Here is a 17,928-nt window from a genome sequence, read left to right as displayed (position 1 = left end):
CCCCCCCCCCCCCCCCCCCCCCCCCCCCCCCCCCCCCCCCCCCCCCCCCCCCCCCCCCCCCCCCCGGGCTCCTACAAAGGGTGTGGGGTGTGAGATGGGGTTTGTGTCAGGCGGGTTGGGCTTCGAGCCAGGTGGCGTGGCAGCTCTCGCGCATGGTTTCGCGCAGCCATTTGTGGGCCGGGTCTTTGTCGAAGCGCGGGTGCCAGGATTGGGCCAGGACCAGGGTGGGCAAGGAGATCGGCAGCGGGAAGGCGCGCAGCGGCAGTTTCAGGCGATTGGCGCTCAGCAACGCTTCCTTGGGCACCGGCAGGAGCAGATCGGAGTCGGGCAGCATGAACATCGCACCGTGGAACCCTGGAGCGATCATCGCGACACGGCGCTCCAGGCCCAGGGCATTCAGCGCGGTGTCGATCGGCCCGCGGGCCTTGCCACGCCGCGAGATACTGATGTGCGAATAACTGGCGAAGCGTGCGGCGGTGATCTCTTCGTCAAACAACGGGTGATCTTCGCGGGCGAGGCCGACAAAGGTGGTGGAAAACAGGTTCTGCACTTTCACTTCGGGGCTGGCCGGCAGGGTATTGCTCACTCGCAGGTCCAGGCGCCCTTCACGCAGGGCATCATCGTCGGTATCGCCTTCGGGCACGAAGCACAGCTCGCACAGCGGAGCCACGCGCTCCATGGTGTCAAACAGACGACCGCCATACACCCCGATGAAAAAGTCATTAGCCCGCACACTGAAGCGGCGGCGCAACGTGCTCAAGTCGACCTGCTCGGCGGAACGAAACAGCACCGCCGCCTGCTCCACCACATTGCGCACCTGGCCTTGCAACTGCAGCGCCTTGGGTGTCGGCACCAGGCCGCGCCCGGCCCGTACCAGGATCGGGTCGCCCACCGCTTCGCGAATGCGCGTGAGGGTTCGGCTCATGGCCGCGGGGCTCAGGTTCATCCGCCGCGCCGCGCCCACCACACTGCCTTCGTCGAGCAAGGCGTCGAGGGCGACCAGCAGGTTCATGTCCGGTAGTTGCATACCAAGCACTCGTGTTCAGTGGGGATTACAGCGTACGCAATCCTAGCAGGCTTTACAGGTAGCGCTTGAAAGCACGCGGCAGGTAATCGGCAAAAGCCGCTTGGGGGTGAGCCTGGCACTGACGCACGATTTCCGGCAGGGCGTTTTCCAGCTCATCAGACCGGGACAGGCCATCGTTGTAATCGCTTTTGCCGCTTAATGCCGGAAACATCACCGCGACGCGGGTAATGGCGAAGCTCTTCATGGCAATCAACGGGCGAGTGGGATGTTCACGCCGGAACTGGCTGACCTCTTCGTTCAACGCGCTGCAAGGTTGATAGGTGGTTTGCGTGAAGGTCAGTTGGACGGATTCTTTGCTGGGCGCAGTGGGCGTGAAGATCATGTCGTTCTGCGCCTCGACCACTGCGGGTTGGTCGGCACTCGCCGCCCAAGGTTTGAAGCGCCATTGCCTGGCCGCGTTCACCGCCGCCTCGCCGAAATCAGGCTGTGTGGCGGTGAGCGCCTTGACGTCGCTGACCGTGCCGTCGTTGTGAATCTTCAGACTGATGCGTGCATGCCCCTGGGTGCCAGCCTGGGTTGAGGGGTAGAGCGGCTTGGGCATGGATACCGCTTGCGGCGTGAACTGGGCAAACACCGAAGTGGACAAAAACAAAGCCGCCGCCAAGACAAAACACCGCATCGCCGCAAATCCTTCTACCGGGTATGCCTGACGTCAAGACGACGTCAGGTTCGGCCGGCATTATCGGGCGCACGCCTGGCAAAGAGCAATCATTCCTATTTAACGCTGCATGCCCCAGCGCTTTACGGTGAGCCGCTCGAAGGTGTCAAACACCAGGTTTTCCACGAGCAGGCCGATCAGGATCACCACGGCCAAACCGGCAAACACCTTGTCGGTGTACAGCTCGTTGCGGTTCTGGAAGATGTACCAGCCCAGCCCGCCCTTACCGCTGGTGGCGCCGAACACCAACTCGGCAGCGATCAGCGTGCGCCAGGCAAATGCCCAGCCGATCTTGAGACCCGAAAGAATCGACGGCAGCGCGGCCGGGATCAGGATGAACAGCACGAAGCGCATGCCTTTGAGGCCATAGTTGCGGCCGGCCATGCGCAGGGTTTCGGACACGCCGAGGAACCCCGAATAGGTATTGAGCGCGAGCGCCCACAACACCGAATGCACCAGCACGAAGATCAGGCTGTTCTGCCCCAGGCCGAACCACAGCAGGGCCAACGGTAGCAGCGCAATGGCCGGCAACGGGTTGAACATCGAGGTCAGGGTACTGAGCAGGTCGCGGCCCAACTGGGTCGAGACCGCCAGCGTGGTGAGGGCAAACGCCAGCACGATGCCAATCAAGTAACCCTTGATCAGCACCGCCAGCGAGATGCTCACCTTGCTGAGCAATTCGCCGCTGAGCAGGCCGTCGAACAGCGCCTGGGACGTCTGCAAAAAGCTCGGCAGCAGCAGGTCGTTGTTCTGATACCGCGCGACGGCTTCCCACAGGATGGCCAGCACGATCAAGATCAAGCCCTTGCGCAGCCAGCCTTGTTGCCACAGGCGCTGGCGCAGGGGCAACTCGCGTTCAACGGGAACGCTGAGCAGCGGTTCGAGGGTGATTTCGTATTCCTGGCGCATAAGCGGCCCCTTCAATAAGCGATGCGGATATCAGCAAAACCCAGCTCTTGCTCGGCCTCGGGGGCTTCGTCGAACAGCAGGCGATGGATGCGCCGCGCCGAGGCCTGGAACTCAACGCCGCCGAGGCTGTGCAGGTCGTACTGATGGCTGTGGATTTCCGCACGCACCCGGCCCGGGTGGGGCGACAGCAACAGGATACGATTGCCCACCACCAACGCCTCTTCGATGGAGTGGGTGACGAACAGCAGGGTGAAACGCACCTCTTCCCAGAGCAGCAGCAACTCTTCTTGCATCTTGCGTCGGGTCAGGGCGTCGAGGGCGGCGAAGGGCTCGTCCATCAACAGGATTTTCGGTTGCATGGCCAACGCGCGGGCGATGGCGACGCGGGCTTTCATGCCACCAGAAAGAGTATGGGGGTACGCGTCGGCGAAGGCGCTGAGGCCGACCTTGTCGAGGTAGTGCAGGGCGCGCTCCTCGGCCTCGCGGCGCTTGAGGGTCTTGGACGCCAGCAACGGAAACATCACGTTCTGCTTGACGGTCTTCCAAGGCGGCAACTGGTCGAACTCTTGGAACACCACGATGCGGTCAGGACCCGGCTGTTCGACTTTTTGCCCCTGCAAGCGGATCTCGCCTTCGCACGGATTGATAAAGCCGGCGATGGATTTGAGCAGTGTGGATTTGCCGCAACCCGAGGGGCCGAGGAGCACATAGCGGTCGGCCGGGTCGATCTCGAAACTGACTTGGTGAGTGGCTCGCACCACGCGCTCGGGGGTGCGGTATTCAAGGCTGACTTTGTCCACCGCCAACAAAGGCTGGGGGGTATTCAACGTGCTGGCCGCGTGGCCTTGCAGGGGCGCGTTCATTTCAACTCTCTAGCCGGGAAGTGGGGATCAGAAAGGCGCGTCGCCCTGGATGGTGGTGCGAAACAGCTTGCGGCGCAGGTGGCTCGGGCAGCCGGCCGCCAGATGGATCAGCGAGCGGTTGTCCCAGAACACCATGTCGTGGGGCTGCCACTGATGGCGGTAGATGTTTTCCGGCAATACGCTGTGAGCGTAGAGCTGGGCCAACAGGTCACGGCTTTCGTCCTCCGGCAGGCCGACAATACGGGTGGTGAAACCTTCACTCACAAAGAGCGCCTTACGCCCGTTTTCCGGGTGGGTGCGCACGATCGGGTGCACCACTTCGGCGACTTGGGCAAGCTGTTCCGGAGTGAGGGTCGGGCGCCAGTTGCCTTCGAATTTGGTCTCGCTGTAGCGCGCGGTGTAGGAGTGCGCGGCGCTTCGGCCTTCGACCGCTGTGCGCAGGTGCTCGGGCAATTGGTCCCAGGCCTTGTGCATGTCGGCAAACAAGGTGTCGCCGCCCTCGGAAGGCAGTTCCTGGGCGTGCAGCATCGAGCCCAAGCTTGGTAGTTCCTTATAGGAGAGGTCCGAATGCCAGAATTTTCCTGCATCACCCAAGCCGATGGATTGGCCGTTTTCGATGATGTTGGAGACGATCAGGATCTCCGGATGGTTGGCCAGCAGGAACTGTTTGAGCACGTGGATCTGCAGCACACCGAAGCGGCGGCTGAAAGCGATCTGTTGTTCGGGGGTGATGCGTTGGTCACGGAAAACGACGACGTGATGGTCCAGGTGCGCACGGTGGATGCGGGCGAAATCCTGGTCGTTGACCGGTCGGGACAAATCCAGGCCGATGACCTCGGCGCCGACACTGCCGGCCAGTGGGAGAATCTCGAAGGTTTGGGTGGATGGGTTCGCTGTTGGAACAGTAGAGGCGGCGGACATGAGTTCACTCCCGATCAGACAGGAGGCTGACTTTATAGATATAAGAACAGCAATTTAAATACCGTTAGTGAATATCTATAGACGGGAATGTGCTGGCAAAAGCACTGGGCGCTCGGCCATGAGGGAATAAACGGCTGCGGCGAAACGTTTAACACTTATAAGGCAAAAATGGCTTTAAACACTTAGCAGGACGCCGGTTGAGCCTGGCAACGTAAGACACGATAAAGGCTTGATGTGGGCGTGCGGAGCGGCGTGTTGAACCGCTTACAAGCCGAAACCGTGCCTGTTTGACAAGCTTAGGGGCAGTCTCTAGTGTGCTTTGGATCCAATTAGCCACACCCTTTTGAAAAAGGAGGATAGCGTAACCGTGACGCAGAAGCCGAACCCTTTGAACAGCATCAAGATCAGCGGGCCTATTCCCGCGCACCTTGCTCGCGCCGTGATTGAAGAAACCCTGCGCAATGCCATCCTCGATGGTCGTTTGCCCTGTGGCACGGCCATGCGCCAACAGGAACTGGCCAGCCTGTTCGGCGTCAGCCGCATGCCCGTGCGGGAAGCCTTGCGCCAGCTTGAAGCACAGTCATTGCTGCACGTGGTGACACACAAGGGTGCCGTAGTTGCGCCATTGATCGAAGACAACTCGGCGGAAACCTATGCCCTGCGCATGCTGCTGGAGTCCGAGGCGCTGCGCCTGTCGATCCCGCTGCTGACAGCCGACGATATCGCCGAAGCAGACGCCTGCATCATCGCTTTGGAGCAAGAAAAGGACTACACCGAAATCGGGCGTCTGAATCGGCTGTTTCACATGGCCCTGTACGGTAAAGCGCCGAACCAGCGACTGCTCAAATTGGTGGAGCACGGCTTGAATGAGGAGGAGCGTTTTCTGCGTTTCAACCTGGAAGCGATGGGCCTGGGTGAGACGTCCCAGGAAGACCACCGCGAGCTGCTGAACCTGGTGGCACAGAAGAAAACCGAAGAAAGCATCCTGACGCTGCGCAACCACTTGATGCGCGGGATGGAGGTGATCACGACTTACCTCAAAGGCCTGGAAGCCGCCGGCAAGTAAGCCATTGTGGGGTTCTTTCACGCAGAAAGAACCCCGAAAGAAATAACTTCTCAAACAGCGATTCCAACTTAAACAACTTACGATAATGGATCCCGCTCGGTTCCAAGAAACTTCCCACCCGTAGTTACAGCGCAACTTACAAATCAAATCATTTAGAAAAACTTCTAATAAATTCGTATGCACAGAGCCGTAACTAACCGGCTTATCATCTTTTCTTACCAGGCCAGACACTTCTACCACCTCGCACAACAAAGTGCGCAAGGCCTGGCCTGCCCTACCTAATATTCGGCCCTTAAAGCCAACCGCTGTTCTCACAGCGAGCGCAGCAACTTATAGGCATCAACCATGTATCAATCTTTACTTGAACAAAAAAAAATCCATCTGTGCAACCACCCGCTCTTTATTGAAATAACCTCCCGTCCAAAGTTGCAACGGTTCATGGAAAACCATGTATTCGCCGTTTGGGATTTCATGACGCTCGCCAAACGCCTGCAACGAGACCTCACGTGCGTACGATTGCCCTGGCTTCCCCCAACCGACCCGCAGTCTGCTCGCCTGATCAATGAAATCGTATTGGGCGAAGAATCCGACACCCACCCAACCCGTGGCCATTGCAGCCACTTCGAGCTTTACCTGGAGGCAATGGCCGAGGTGGGTGCCGACACGTCGAATATCCATCGCTTTATCGCACTACAACGTCAAGGCACGGACGCCAGCGCTGCCCTGACCATGATCGATGTGCTTCCCGAGCTTGCGGGTTTCGTCGGCAGCACACTGCACCTCGCCTTGAACGCGCCGACCCATTGTGTGGCAGCGGTCTTCTTTCATGGGCGTGAGTGTGTCATTCCCGGGATGTTTGACCGCCTCTTGCAACAGCAGGCGCTCGTCCCTGGCCAAGCGCCCGCGCTGCGCAACTACCTTGAACGGCATATCGAGTTGGACGCCCATGACCATGGGCCCGCCGCAGCACAGATGCTGGAACGCCTGGTGGCGGCCAATCCGAACGACCGCCGGCAAGCCGATGAAATGGCGCTCGCCGCCGTAGAAAGCCGCATCACGCTTTGGGACGCAGTGCGCACCTCGCTGCATGAGGTGCAACCATGAACATCGACGACTACCGCTCCATCGCCGATGACTGGGAGCGCCGCGCAACCATTCGCACCCGCCCTCGCCGGTTGTTGGAAGACGATGACAAACTGATCTACCCGCTGTGTCGACAGCCTTTGGTGCTCTGCGCGACATTTCTGGAACACTGCCCACAGTGGCGCGATTTTGTATTGGTGCAGAGCTTCTACAAGTTCCTCAACGACGTGGTGATTTTCGAGACCGAGATCGTCGACAAGACCGCCCGCCGCATTGCCAAGAACCGTTTCCCGCAGCCCTTCCCCCTCGCCTGTCGATACGACGCGATGACCGTCGTTGTCGACGAGGACTATCACGCATTGGTCGCGCTGGACTTCTTGCAGCAGACCGTGGCGTTGACCGGTATTGCGCCCATCGACATGCCCGAACAAATCGAGCTGAGCCACGCCTTGCCGGCCGCCCAGGCGCAGGTGCCTGAACACCTGCGCGACGCCGTGGAGCTGGTCTGTGTAGCGATTGCCGAGAACACGGTGACCCACGACGTGGCGGCGTTTTCCAAGGACAACAGCCTCAAGGCGTCCGTGCGCGGGCTGATGGCCGACCACCTGTTTGATGAAGGCCGTCATGCGCGGTTCTGGACGCACCTTGTGCGCCGGTATTGGCAGGCGGCCAGTCCGGATCATCGCGAGGGTATCGCTCAGGTCCTGCCGGCCTTTCTGTCGCATTACTTGACCAACGACCTGCAGAAGCAGTTCAACCTGCAGTTGATCGACCACATCGATGTCAGCGATCACGTGCGCACTGCGCTGCGGGCTGAGGTGGCGGCCATGGATTTCCCCATCACGCGCCAGCACCCGTTGCTTGGCAATATCATGGGTTTTCTGCACCACAGCGGCCTGCTCGAAACACCGCCTGTGGCCCAGGCACTCCGCGACTACTTGCCGGTGGAGGGGAAGCCAGCATGAGGCGCCTGACCATCACCTACGTTGGCATCAGCAAGGCGCTGGAAGCGGTGCGGCGGGAGCTGGAGCAATACGGGCATGTGACCGGTAGCGAGGCGGTCGACCTCTTGATCGAGGACGGTACCCAGCCCTTGTCCACACACGACGGCGAAGTGCTGGGGATAAGCCTGCGCCTGGGCATCAGCCCCGTGACTGAGTGCGGGTTGCCTGCCGTGCAGCTGCGTTGCTATGACCGTACCCGACGCCTGCTCTCGACGTTAGAACTGGCTGAGGAGCCCAGCGGCAACGGCGAGCGCCTGCGCCAACAAACGACGCTTGCATTGACCGAATGGGTGGCATTGCAGGTCAGCGGTTTTTCACGCGACCCTGCGTATTTTCGCGCAGAAACGAGGGCCAATGATTGGCCTGAAGAAGGTTTGCAGGCATTGGAAGCGCTGGCCTTTATGCATCGTTTCAATCGCACGGCCGACCCAACGCTGCTGCACCAGGCTGAAACCCCGGTGATCGAACAGCTGCAGGCCAGCCTTAAGGTATTCGCCTCGCGAACGGCCCTGAATGTGTCAGGTAGCACGGTGACTTATCGCCAACTGCAGGCGCGCGCCCTGGCGATCCAACTGCAACTGCGCCCGATGTTGGAGACCGCGGGAACGTTACCGGTGATTGGGGTCTGCCTGAGAAAGTCCGTTGATCTGTACGCCAGCATCCTGGCCGTAATGGGCTGCGGCGCCGTTTACCTGCCACTGGCACCCGACCAACCTGCTCGCCGCCAACGGGTGATGTTGGAAAACGCAGGGGCCTGCCTGTTGCTGCACGGAGGTACGCATCCACTACGCAGTGAGGTGGCGTCTCTGGATGTCAGCGCAGTCAGCCAACTCGATGCAATGGCAATGCCGTCGCTGATGCTCGTGCGCCCTTCGGCGGCGATGCCGTGCATGGTGCTCTATACGTCAGGGACGACCGGCCAACCCAAGGGCGTGCTGTTGAGCCAGGGTAACCTGGCGCACTTCTGCGCGTGGTTTGGTCGCTGCATGGAGGTCAACGAAAAGAGCCAGGTCCTGCAATTTTCGCCGCTGAGTTTTGATTCCTCGCTGATCGATATTTTCCCCAGCCTGATCGCCGGCGCCACGCTGATCGTCCCAAGCGAACACCAACACCGTGACCCCCAACAATTACTCGATCTGATTCACCAACAGCACGTCACTCACGCCTTCCTGCCACCGGCATTGCTCAGCATCCTGCCATTGGACCCACCGCTGGGCCTGGCACACCTGTCCACAGGGGGTGACGCCTGCGAGCCCTATGTGATCGATCGATTGGCGACACAGTGCCAATTGCACAATCTCTACGGCCCCACCGAAACCACCGTGCTGGTTACCCACCGCACATTGCGCCCCGGTGACGGCAATCGAAGCCTGGGCCGCCCCATCGCCAACAGCCAGGTTCTGATACTGGATGACGACCTGCAGCCAGTGGATGAAAACGTCATGGGCGAACTGTATATCGCCGGCCCAGGTGTAAGTCTGGGCTATGTGGGCTTGCCTCAACCGGCAGGCAGCCCGTTCGTCGAGCTGCAAGTGTTCGGCACACAACCCCTTCGCGCCTACCGCAGCGGCGATCTGGCGAAATGGACAGCAGAGGGCATCGAGCTGGGTGGACGTCGCGATGACCAGGTAAAAATCCGCGGCTTTAGAGTGGAACCCCAAGAGATTGAGCAGTGCTTGCGAATTAGCCGCCTGTATCGCCAAGTGGCCGTGGTGATTGATGGCGATCACAGGATCCTGGGGTTTGCCGCCCAGCCCGAAACGGGAGTCACGGTCGCTTGCCTGGCCGAGTACGCGCAGCAATGGTTGCCCGACCATATGCGCCCCCAGGAGTGGACCGAGCTGCCCTGCCTGCCCTGTTCCGACAGCGGCAAAATCGATCGCAAGGCGTTGCTCACATCGCCCGTTGCTCGCCGCGTAAATGCCACTTCCACCCCCGCACAGACGCCGCTTCAGGTGCGCCTGGCTGACCTGTGGGGCGAGTTGCTGGGGCTGCCTGCCAAGGCGCTGTCTGTCGATGAGAGTTTCTTCAACCTGGGGGGCCACTCCCTGTTGCTATCGACTTTGCTGCTGCGGGCCCGCGAGCATTTTGGCCGAAGCTTTTCCCTGAGCCACTTCATTGAAGTCCCGACGATTCGTACGCTTGCGGCGCTCATGGAGAACGGCTCGGCACCCGACGTACTGACAGGCCAAGCGGCATGTGATGCTCAACGGGAATGGGCAGTTGACGCACTGCCCGGCGAGCGTGCCGGTAACCCGCGCCACGTCATCGTCACGGGCGCCAACAGCTTTGTCGGCGTGCATGTTGTCCAGGCACTGTTGGCAGGTGGCGCTGAAAAAGTTGCATGTCTTGTACGTGAGTCGCCCGATCGAACAGCTGCCGCACGGTTTGCCGACGCGTTGCGCGAATACCAGCTGGACCACTTGGACATCAGCCGGGTTCAGGTGTACGCCGCCGATGTCAGCTTGCCTCGGTTGGGCCTGACCTACGCGCAATACAACGGCCTTGCACAGGATTACGGGGTGTTGGTGCACAACGCCGCGCACGTCAACCATGTGATGGACTACGCCTCCCTGGCCCGGGATAACGTCGCGCCGATAGCCGAGTGTTTGCGGCTATGTGAAACCCACTGCAAGAAGGTCTTCAACTTTGTCTCGACACTGTCCGCCTCCAGCAGCCTCGACGTGCAGGGATACGTACTCGAAGCACACGCCGAGCCCACTCTGCCAGTGTTCATCAAAAATGGTTACAACCTGTCCAAATGGGTGGCCGAGCGGCAGTTGCGCCGGGCGGTCGAGCAAGGCGCATGGGTCAATATCCACCGCCCCGGCAACATCAGCTTCAACGCCTCTAACGGCGTCTGCCAACCCCATAAAAACCGCCTGATGCTGATGCTGAAGGGCTCGCTGCAACTGGGCCTGGTGCCTGAGTTGGACATGAACTTTGACTTGGTGCCCGTGGATTTCTTCGCCCGTTTCATTGCCTTCCACAGTGGCGAATTTCACGCGGCAGCCAACGTATTCAACCTGCATAACCCACAACCGTTGAGCTGGGCACACTACCTGGACGCATTCGGCCGCATGGGTTGCATGTTCGAGCGCGTCAGCCTTGCAGATTGGCAACATGCGTTGCGAAAGGTGAGCCAGGACAACGCGTTATTCGGCGTGCTTGGGTTCTACCTGGATAACCTGAAAGAGGACATCAGCGACACGTCGATGATTCGCCATGACAATGCACGACGAGGTGTTCATCGGATGGGCGAACAGTACCCGGAAAAAGACCCGTCGCTGCTGAGCAAAGGGTGCAACTACCTCAGAGCCATAGGCTTTTTGTAAATAGATTCAGGACAACCTCATGAAACCGCTGCAACCCGATACATTAATTCGCAACCCGCGAGGGCGACCGATAGTGGCATCTGTCGTTGTCGCCAGCAATGCCAACCACGTTTGGGGCATGGTGGGCCAATTCGCGCGCTTTGACAGGTTCATCCCAGCGCTGACCCGCATCGAAATGACAGGCGCCGGCGTGGGTGCACTGCGAACGAAGTTTTTCAAGGACGGCCATTGCGTCGTGGAGCAGCTCAATAGCCGGGATGAGCATGCCATGCACATGACTTGGACCACCCTTTACAACACCCTTGGGATCGCCAGGCTCTGGGCCGCGATCAGCGTTCAAGCCGCGGGCGCCGAATGCTCGAAGGTGGTGTGGACGATTATTGCCGAGCCCGTCGAGACCGCACAGGCGGGCTTTGAGCAATTTGTGCAGGAGTTTGCCGATGGCGCCCTGGAGAATGTGCGCCGGTTATTCAGCTGAACAGTAGGAGCGAGGCCGCTCGCTCCTACCCGTTCAATCAATACGTCAGATCTTGAAGCTGTCGACCAGTTGCTTCAGGCGGCTCGCCTGTTGCGACAGTGCATCGCAATCTTTCAGGGTCTCGTTGAGGTTGGCCACGCCCTGCTGGTTCAGCAGGTTGATTTGGTTGATGTCGACGTTGAGGGTCTCCACCACCGCAGTCTGCTCCTCGGTCGCGGCGGCCACCGATTGGTTCATGCCGTCGATCTCGACGATTCGCTGCGTCACGCTGACCAGGCGGGCACCGGCCTGGTTGGCCACTTCTACGCTTTCTTCGCTGGAAGACTGGCTGGCGTTCATGGTGGTCACCGCTTCACGCGAGCCCACTTGCAGCGAGGTGATCATTTTGTGGATCTCCTCGGCAGACTCCTGGGTACGGTGAGCCAGGTTGCGCACTTCGTCAGCCACCACGGCAAAACCACGCCCGGCCTCACCGGCGCGGGCCGCTTCGATCGCCGCGTTCAGGGCCAGCAAGTTGGTTTGCTGGGAAATGCCTTTGATCACATCCAGGATGTGGCCGATGTTATCGGTGCTGGCATTGAGTGTTTCGATCTGAGTGCAGGACAGGCTGATCTTCTGCGACAGTTCCGACATCGCCAGGATGGTTTGCTCGACGACTTTGCGCCCATCGTCAGCCTGTTCGCTGGCACCGCTGGCATGCTGGGAAGCATCGGCGGCGTTGCGGGCGATCTCCTGGGTGGCTGCACCCAGCTCGTTGATGGCCGCAGCCACGCTGTTGGTACGCGCACTCTGCTCGTCGGAGCCAATGATCGAGGCATTGGACGAAGCCATGACGCGCTGGGACAGGTCGTGCACTTGACGGGTTGCCGAGGACACTTCAGAGATGGAGGCGTGAATACGCTCGACGAATTGGTTGAACGCACTGCCCACTTCGCCGAACTCGTCCTTGCTGGTGACATCCAGGCGGCGGGTGAGGTCGCCTTCGCCCTGGGCAATGTCCTGCATGGCCACGCCCATGGTGGTCAATGGCCGCAGCAGCACTTGAATCAGCAGGCTCAAAAGCACGGCAATCACCACCACAGCGATCAACATGGCAATCAATGCAGAAGTACGGAATTTGCCCAGCGGCGCGTAGGCTTTGTCTTTATCGATCGACAGGCCGATGTACCAATCTGCACCCGGCAAACCGCTGATAGGGGTGAACGACAGGATGCGATCCTGGCCGTTGAGGACGACGTCCTGGTTGACCTTCTCGATTCGCAGGCTCGTGCCCGGGTAGATATCCTTGAGGTTCTTCATCACCTGATCCTGGTCAGGGCTGACGATGACCTGGCCGTCCGCGCTGACCAGGAACGCGTGGCCGATGCCGCCGAAGTCGACCGAGTTGATGATCTTCACCAAGGTCTGCAGGCTGAGGTCGCCCCCCACCACACCCAACAACTCACCGTTCTTTTTCACCGGCATGGCGATGGTGACGATCTGCCCGCCCACTGCGGCCATGTAAGGCGGAGTGAGCATGGTTTTATCAGCCGCTACAGCCTGTTTGTACCAGGGGCGCTGACGAGGGTCGTAACCATCGGGCATCTTGGCGTCAGGGCGCTGTGTGAACACGCCATTGGTTTGACCGACGTAGGTGAACTGGAAGTTCGAGGTAAATGCAGGCTGATCGACCAACCCGGGGAGGTCAGCACCACTGCCTTGGTGGGCAACGTTCTGCGCCAGGCTTTCGAGTACCAGGATCCGGCCGCTGAGCCAGTTCTGCACGCTGCTGGCGGTGAGTTCACCGGATTGCTGGATGGACGATTCCAGGTTTTGCTTGATGGTGCTGCGTTGCAGGTAGTCGTTGTAGAGCGTGAATAACGCGAAGGCCAGAACCACGACGCCTGACGCGGCCAACAGAATTTTATGACTGAACTTGAGATTCATTTCATCGACTTCTTTTGCCAAAGGGGGGTGAGCGTGCCGAGTGGAACATTCCATGTAACGGTATAGGCGGACTCTCGGGCCGCTCTATTTCGGTGCACGCATGGCTCATCAGGCTTTCGGCCAAGCGTCGGCAAATCTTAGAAATTTGTGAGAGGCATCCTCTTTTGGCGTAGGAAACCGACAAGCGGTAGCGCTGCACGCTTCAGAGATTGCAAAATCTTTCAGCCTTCCAGACAATGCGACTAATTATCATTTGTGACGTTTGGCCGGGCCTGTGTGAATGCCGTCTTCTGAATACATCCCGTGTGAAAGTGTTGTGCAGACGCTGTACAGCACCCACCACAATTGGCTCAACACCTGGTTGCGCAGCCGCCTGGGAAATGCCGCCGATGCCGCAGACCTGGCGCAGGACACCTTTGTGCGCCTGCTGCAGAAAACCGAACGCTTCGAACTGAAGGCACCTCGCGCATTTCTACGCACCATCGCCCGGGGCTTGGTGATTGATCACTGGCGCCGTGAAGAAATAGAACGTGCTTATCTTGAGTCCATCGCACATCTACCGGAGGCATTGACACCGAGCGCTGAAGCCCGTGCGCTGGTGCTGGAGTTGCTGGAGGAAATCGCCCTGCTTCTGGAAGGTCTGAAGCCTAAAGTGCGTAAGGCGTTTCTATTGGCTCAGTGCGATGGGTTGGCGTATGCACAAATTGCGCAGCAAATGGGCGTATCGCTGCGATCCGTGGAGCGCTATGTCGCGCAAGGGCTCTATCACTGTTACGTCCTGCGGTATGGCGCATGAATGTTTCCCGGCACGACCCTGACTCCCAGGTCGTCAAACAAGCCATCAACTGGGCGCTGCGCCTGCGTAACAATCGCGCCAATGTGCGCCTGCGTGCGCAATGTGAACACTGGCGTGAGGCCCATACTGATCACGAGTTGGCCTGGCAACGGGTGCAGGCGCTGCAGCAGGAATTGAACAGTCGACTGACGGCGATCCCCGGCGCACATGTGGCGTTGGAAAACAGCGCGCAGGGGCTCGATCGCCGGCAGGCGCTGAAGGTGTTGTCCGGCATTGTATTGGTGGGTTCGGCAGGCTGGATCAGCAGAGACCTGGTGGGTTGGCAACGCTGGACGGCCGACTTCGCCACCGCCACGGGTGAACGGCGCAGTATTCAATTGCCGGATGGCACGCGTCTGCAACTCAATACCGACAGTGCGGTGGACCTGAGCTTTGACCCTCAGCAACGCCTGATCACACTCTTGCGCGGGGAAATCCTGGTCAACTGCGGCGCAGCAGCGCCAACGCCCTTGTTGGTGAAAACCCGCCACGGCCTGTTCGAAGGAATCGACGGGCGCTTTACCCTGCGCCAGGAGCGCGACTGCACACGGCTGAGTGTGGTCAGTGGAAACGTCGCCATTCACTCTCCGCACACGGTCGATGGGTTATCCACCCAGGCCCACTCAGGGCAGGACTACCTTGTGAACCAGACGCAAGTCGTCGTTGCTCCACCTCTGGACTTGGATGCAGGGGCATGGGCTGACGGGCTGATCATCACACGAGGCATGCGGCTTGAGGATTTCCTGGCAGAAGTGAGTCGTTACCGACCGGGGCATCTGGGTTGTTCGGCCGATATTGCCGATTTAAGGCTGTCGGGCGTATTCCGCCTGGAAGACACCGACCAGCTGCTGGCGATATTGCCGAAGACGCTGCCGGTTCAGGTGCGCTATCGCACACGTTGGTGGGTGAGCCTGGAACGGGCGGTCTGAATTGTTATGGGCTGCATCCAGTTTTTTTGGCGGCTTTTTTCCGTGAGTCCGGCTTAGACAGTAAGCCTCTCAAACTGCCCTCACCGGCCTCTACGGACCTTGAACATGACTGTACGTTTTCAAAACGACTCCTTTGTCTTTCCCCACCCTTTGCTAGCCAAAGCCATCCGCGCCGCTTTGTTTTCGACGGCGTTGGGTATGGGTACGCTGCCGACTGTCGGCTTCGCCGCGCAACCAGGTACCGAGCAGATCAACCGGCACTACGACATTCCTGCCGGTCCTTTGAGTGAGGTACTTAATCAGTTTGCCCGTGAGGCGGGTATTACCCTATCCAGCACGCCGTTACAGACTCAGGGCAAACAATCGAGCGGCCTACAGGGTGACTATTCGGCCGAGCAAGGTTTGAATCACGTGCTTATTGGCTCTGGGTTGCAGGCAGATTCACAGGACGGTGTCAGCTTTGTTCTGCAGGCACAGCCGGAAAGTAGCACGCTGACGCTGCCTACCACGGACATCAAAGGCTTCGCCCTGGGTAATGCCTTGGGCAGCATGGACGGTTACAACGCGACCCATAGCCAAATCGCAACCAAGACCAGCACCGCGCTGCTTGAAACCTCTCAAACCGTTTCAGTGGTGACGCGTGAACAGATGGACGACCAGGGCTCCCAAACCGTCGCGCAAGCCATGCGTTATACGCCCGGCGTGCTGACCAACCCTTATGGCGCAACCCATCGTTATGACTACGTGGCCATGCGCGGTTTCAATGACGGATCGGTCGACAACATTTACCTGGATGGCTTGAAGTCCATGGGAGACAGCGGCACCTACAGTACGATGCAGGTGGATCCGTATTTTCTCGAACGGGTCGACATTCTTAAAGGACCGTCGTCCGTGCTGTACGGGCGCAGCTCACCGGGTGGCCTGGTGGCGCTGACCAGCAAGAAACCACTGTTCGAGTCTTATCATCAGGTTCAGGCGACAGTCGGTAGCCGCGGGCAGCGGGGCATGGGTTTTGATTTCAGCGGGCCGGTAGATGACGACAAACGTGTTGCCTACCGACTTACAGGGTTAGCGGACAAGTCCGACACTCAATTCGACCATGCCAAGGAAAAACGCTTTGCGTTGGCGCCTACGCTGAGTATCGATTTCACTGAGGACACTTCGCTGACGCTCCAGGCCTACCTGCAATATGACCCTGATGGCGGTTATCACGGTGGGATGCCGGCGGATGGCGCATTGCATCAACGCAATGGGCAGCGGATCTCCAGCCACTTTTTTGAAGGTGAGCCAGGGGTCGATGGCTATAAACGTGACCAGCAATCGTTTGGTTATCAGTTTGAACATCGCTTCAACGATGTATTTACCGCCCGACAGAATTTCCGCTACCTGGATTCCAAGGTGCAGCTGGATCAGGTGTACGCCTACGGCTGGACCACGCCGACCAGTAATGAGCTGAACCGCTATTACTCGGGAGGTGATGAAAAGCTGCATGCGTTCATCATCGACAACATGCTACAGGCAGAATTTTTTACCGGTGCGACTAAGCATACCGTGCTGATGGGGGCGGATTATCAACGCCGCAAGACCGTGGTGGACTGGACCAGTGGGTCGCTGCAGCCGATCAATGCGTTTAATCCGGTCTACGGCAATTCCGCTATCAGCTACTACAGCCCAACCAGCTACCTACGGCGGCTGGAACAGACTGGCGTCTACCTGCAAGACCTGATCGAAATGGACAAATGGCGCTTCTCTCTCGGGCTGCGCCAGGATTGGGTGCAGACGTCGGATGAAAACCGCATCGCAGAAGCAAACCGCCCTGTGGGTACTGAGATCAGTGACAAACGGACCAAACTCACGGGGCGTGCGGGGGCGCTGTATCTTTTTGATAACGGCTTGGCGCCCTATGTCAGCTATTCAGAGTCCTTCAACCCGAACTCCTACTCCGACAGAGCCGGTAACCCGCTGGCGCCGACAGATGGGACGCAGTGGGAGGCCGGTTTGAAGTACCAACCGCCAGGCACGGATAACCTGTTTACGGCGTCCTGGTTTCGCATCGACCAGGAGAACCTGGCAACCAAACTGCCGCAGGAGAACTTCTATCGGGCTGTAGGCGCTGTACGCTCCCAGGGACTTGAGTTGGAGGCTCATATGCAACTGACCGACAACCTGAAGCTTTTGGGCAGCTATACCTTTACGGATATCAAGTACTCCAAGTCGATGGTGAGTACGTTGAGCACGGCTGACAATCTGATTGAGAACAAGGGCAACTCGCCGACCCAAGCACCTCGTCACATGGCCTCGGTATGGGCCGACTATAAGTTCAATAGCGGCGCCCTGGATGGCTTGCGATTTGGGGGCGGCGTGCGGTACGTCGGATACAGCTGGGCGGATGCAGAAAACACCATGAAGGTGCCTGCCTACACGTTGTTTGATGCTTCGGTGGGTTATGACTTGGGCAAGGTAGGGCTGAAAGGTATGGATGTGCGGCTCAATGCCAACAACCTGACGAACGAAACCTATGTTGCTTCGTGTGCGAGCCTGAACTTCTGTTACCTGGGCGAGGAACGTAATGTCAGTGCGACGGTAAGCTATCAGTTCTGAACCATGAGTGACTAAAAAGCCAGCGTCTGATTTCAGGTGCTGGCTTTTTTGTGTTTGCCGATTGGGGGCTGCCCTCGTCGTTTAAGGGCTTGGACAATTCGCGTCCTTAAACGACAAAACCCCTGTCTGCGTTAGCAGACAGGGGTTTCGGAATTCAATCTTGACGATGACCTACTCTCACATGGGGAAACCCCACACTACCATCGGCGATGCATCGTTTCACTGCTGAGTTC

At 59.1% G+C, this 17,928-nt stretch carries 14 protein-coding genes and 1 rRNA gene; 8 read left to right on the top strand and 7 right to left on the bottom strand.

Annotation, left to right across the window (positions count from 1 at the left end):
- Positions 1 to 106 precede the first annotated feature (106 nt).
- The 5 genes from AC07SU_RS29740 to AC07SU_RS29720 form a co-directional block, all read right to left on the bottom strand.
- Positions 107 to 1,027, bottom strand: coding sequence for a LysR family transcriptional regulator (locus AC07SU_RS29740; protein ID WP_494999124.1), 921 nt, complete (start codon positions 1,025 to 1,027; stop codon positions 107 to 109).
- A 52-nt stretch (positions 1,028 to 1,079) separates the two neighbouring features.
- Complete coding sequence (locus AC07SU_RS29735) at positions 1,080 to 1,706, bottom strand: TonB family protein (protein ID WP_176997455.1); 627 nt, start codon at positions 1,704 to 1,706, stop codon at positions 1,080 to 1,082.
- 99 nt (positions 1,707 to 1,805) lie between these two features.
- On the bottom strand, positions 1,806 to 2,654 hold the full coding sequence (locus AC07SU_RS29730; RefSeq protein WP_176997456.1) for an ABC transporter permease: 849 nt from the start codon (positions 2,652 to 2,654) through the stop codon (positions 1,806 to 1,808).
- 11 nt (positions 2,655 to 2,665) lie between these two features.
- Positions 2,666 to 3,517, bottom strand: coding sequence for an ABC transporter ATP-binding protein (locus AC07SU_RS29725; protein WP_494999123.1), 852 nt, complete (start codon positions 3,515 to 3,517; stop codon positions 2,666 to 2,668).
- Between the two features lie 27 nt (positions 3,518 to 3,544).
- Entirely contained in the window at positions 3,545 to 4,438 is an 894-nt protein-coding gene (locus tag AC07SU_RS29720) for a TauD/TfdA dioxygenase family protein (RefSeq protein WP_176997458.1), read from the bottom strand.
- Between the two features lie 367 nt (positions 4,439 to 4,805).
- Here AC07SU_RS29720 and AC07SU_RS29715 point away from each other — a divergent pair, with 367 nt between their 5' ends.
- From AC07SU_RS29715 to AC07SU_RS29695, 5 genes are all read left to right on the top strand, one after another.
- A complete protein-coding gene (locus tag AC07SU_RS29715) occupies positions 4,806 to 5,504 on the top strand; it encodes a GntR family transcriptional regulator (RefSeq protein ID WP_176997459.1) in 699 nt (232 codons plus the stop codon).
- 345 nt (positions 5,505 to 5,849) lie between these two features.
- Entirely contained in the window at positions 5,850 to 6,608 is a 759-nt protein-coding gene (locus tag AC07SU_RS29710; protein WP_494999122.1) for a DUF3050 domain-containing protein, read from the top strand.
- Complete coding sequence (locus AC07SU_RS29705; protein ID WP_494999121.1) at positions 6,605 to 7,552, top strand: diiron oxygenase; 948 nt, start codon at positions 6,605 to 6,607, stop codon at positions 7,550 to 7,552. Before AC07SU_RS29710 ends, AC07SU_RS29705 begins: the two co-directional genes overlap by 4 nt.
- Positions 7,549 to 10,926, top strand: a complete 3,378-nt coding sequence (locus AC07SU_RS29700; protein WP_494999120.1) for an amino acid adenylation domain-containing protein — start codon at positions 7,549 to 7,551, stop codon at positions 10,924 to 10,926. The genes AC07SU_RS29705 and AC07SU_RS29700 overlap by 4 nt, the downstream gene beginning before the upstream one ends.
- A gap of 19 nt (positions 10,927 to 10,945) precedes the next feature.
- Positions 10,946 to 11,404: an SRPBCC family protein gene (locus AC07SU_RS29695; protein ID WP_494999119.1), complete on the top strand. Its 459-nt coding sequence runs from the start codon at positions 10,946 to 10,948 to the stop codon at positions 11,402 to 11,404.
- Positions 11,405 to 11,449: 45 nt separating this feature from the next.
- Here the strand turns inward: AC07SU_RS29695 and AC07SU_RS29690 are convergent, their stop codons facing one another.
- On the bottom strand, positions 11,450 to 13,330 hold the full coding sequence (locus tag AC07SU_RS29690; RefSeq protein ID WP_176997464.1) for a methyl-accepting chemotaxis protein: 1,881 nt from the start codon (positions 13,328 to 13,330) through the stop codon (positions 11,450 to 11,452).
- A gap of 280 nt (positions 13,331 to 13,610) precedes the next feature.
- On the opposite strand from AC07SU_RS29690, the gene AC07SU_RS29685 reads away from it, so the two are divergent.
- From AC07SU_RS29685 to AC07SU_RS29675, 3 genes are all read left to right on the top strand, one after another.
- A complete protein-coding gene (locus AC07SU_RS29685) occupies positions 13,611 to 14,126 on the top strand; it encodes a sigma-70 family RNA polymerase sigma factor (RefSeq protein WP_494999118.1) in 516 nt (171 codons plus the stop codon).
- Positions 14,123 to 15,094: a FecR domain-containing protein gene (locus AC07SU_RS29680; protein WP_494999117.1), complete on the top strand. Its 972-nt coding sequence runs from the start codon at positions 14,123 to 14,125 to the stop codon at positions 15,092 to 15,094. Before AC07SU_RS29685 ends, AC07SU_RS29680 begins: the two co-directional genes overlap by 4 nt.
- Before the next feature lie 105 nt (positions 15,095 to 15,199).
- A complete protein-coding gene (locus AC07SU_RS29675; RefSeq protein WP_494999116.1) occupies positions 15,200 to 17,695 on the top strand; it encodes a TonB-dependent siderophore receptor in 2,496 nt (831 codons plus the stop codon).
- A 158-nt stretch (positions 17,696 to 17,853) separates the two neighbouring features.
- Here AC07SU_RS29675 and rrf read toward each other — a convergent pair.
- A 5S ribosomal RNA gene (gene rrf, locus AC07SU_RS29670) occupies positions 17,854 to 17,928 on the bottom strand; the annotation flags it as partial.

The organism is Pseudomonas sp. GW821-FHT05H12 (genome assembly GCF_059419385.1).
Note: the sequence above shows the minus strand (reverse complement) of the source record. Positions and strands in the feature narration are given on the sequence as shown.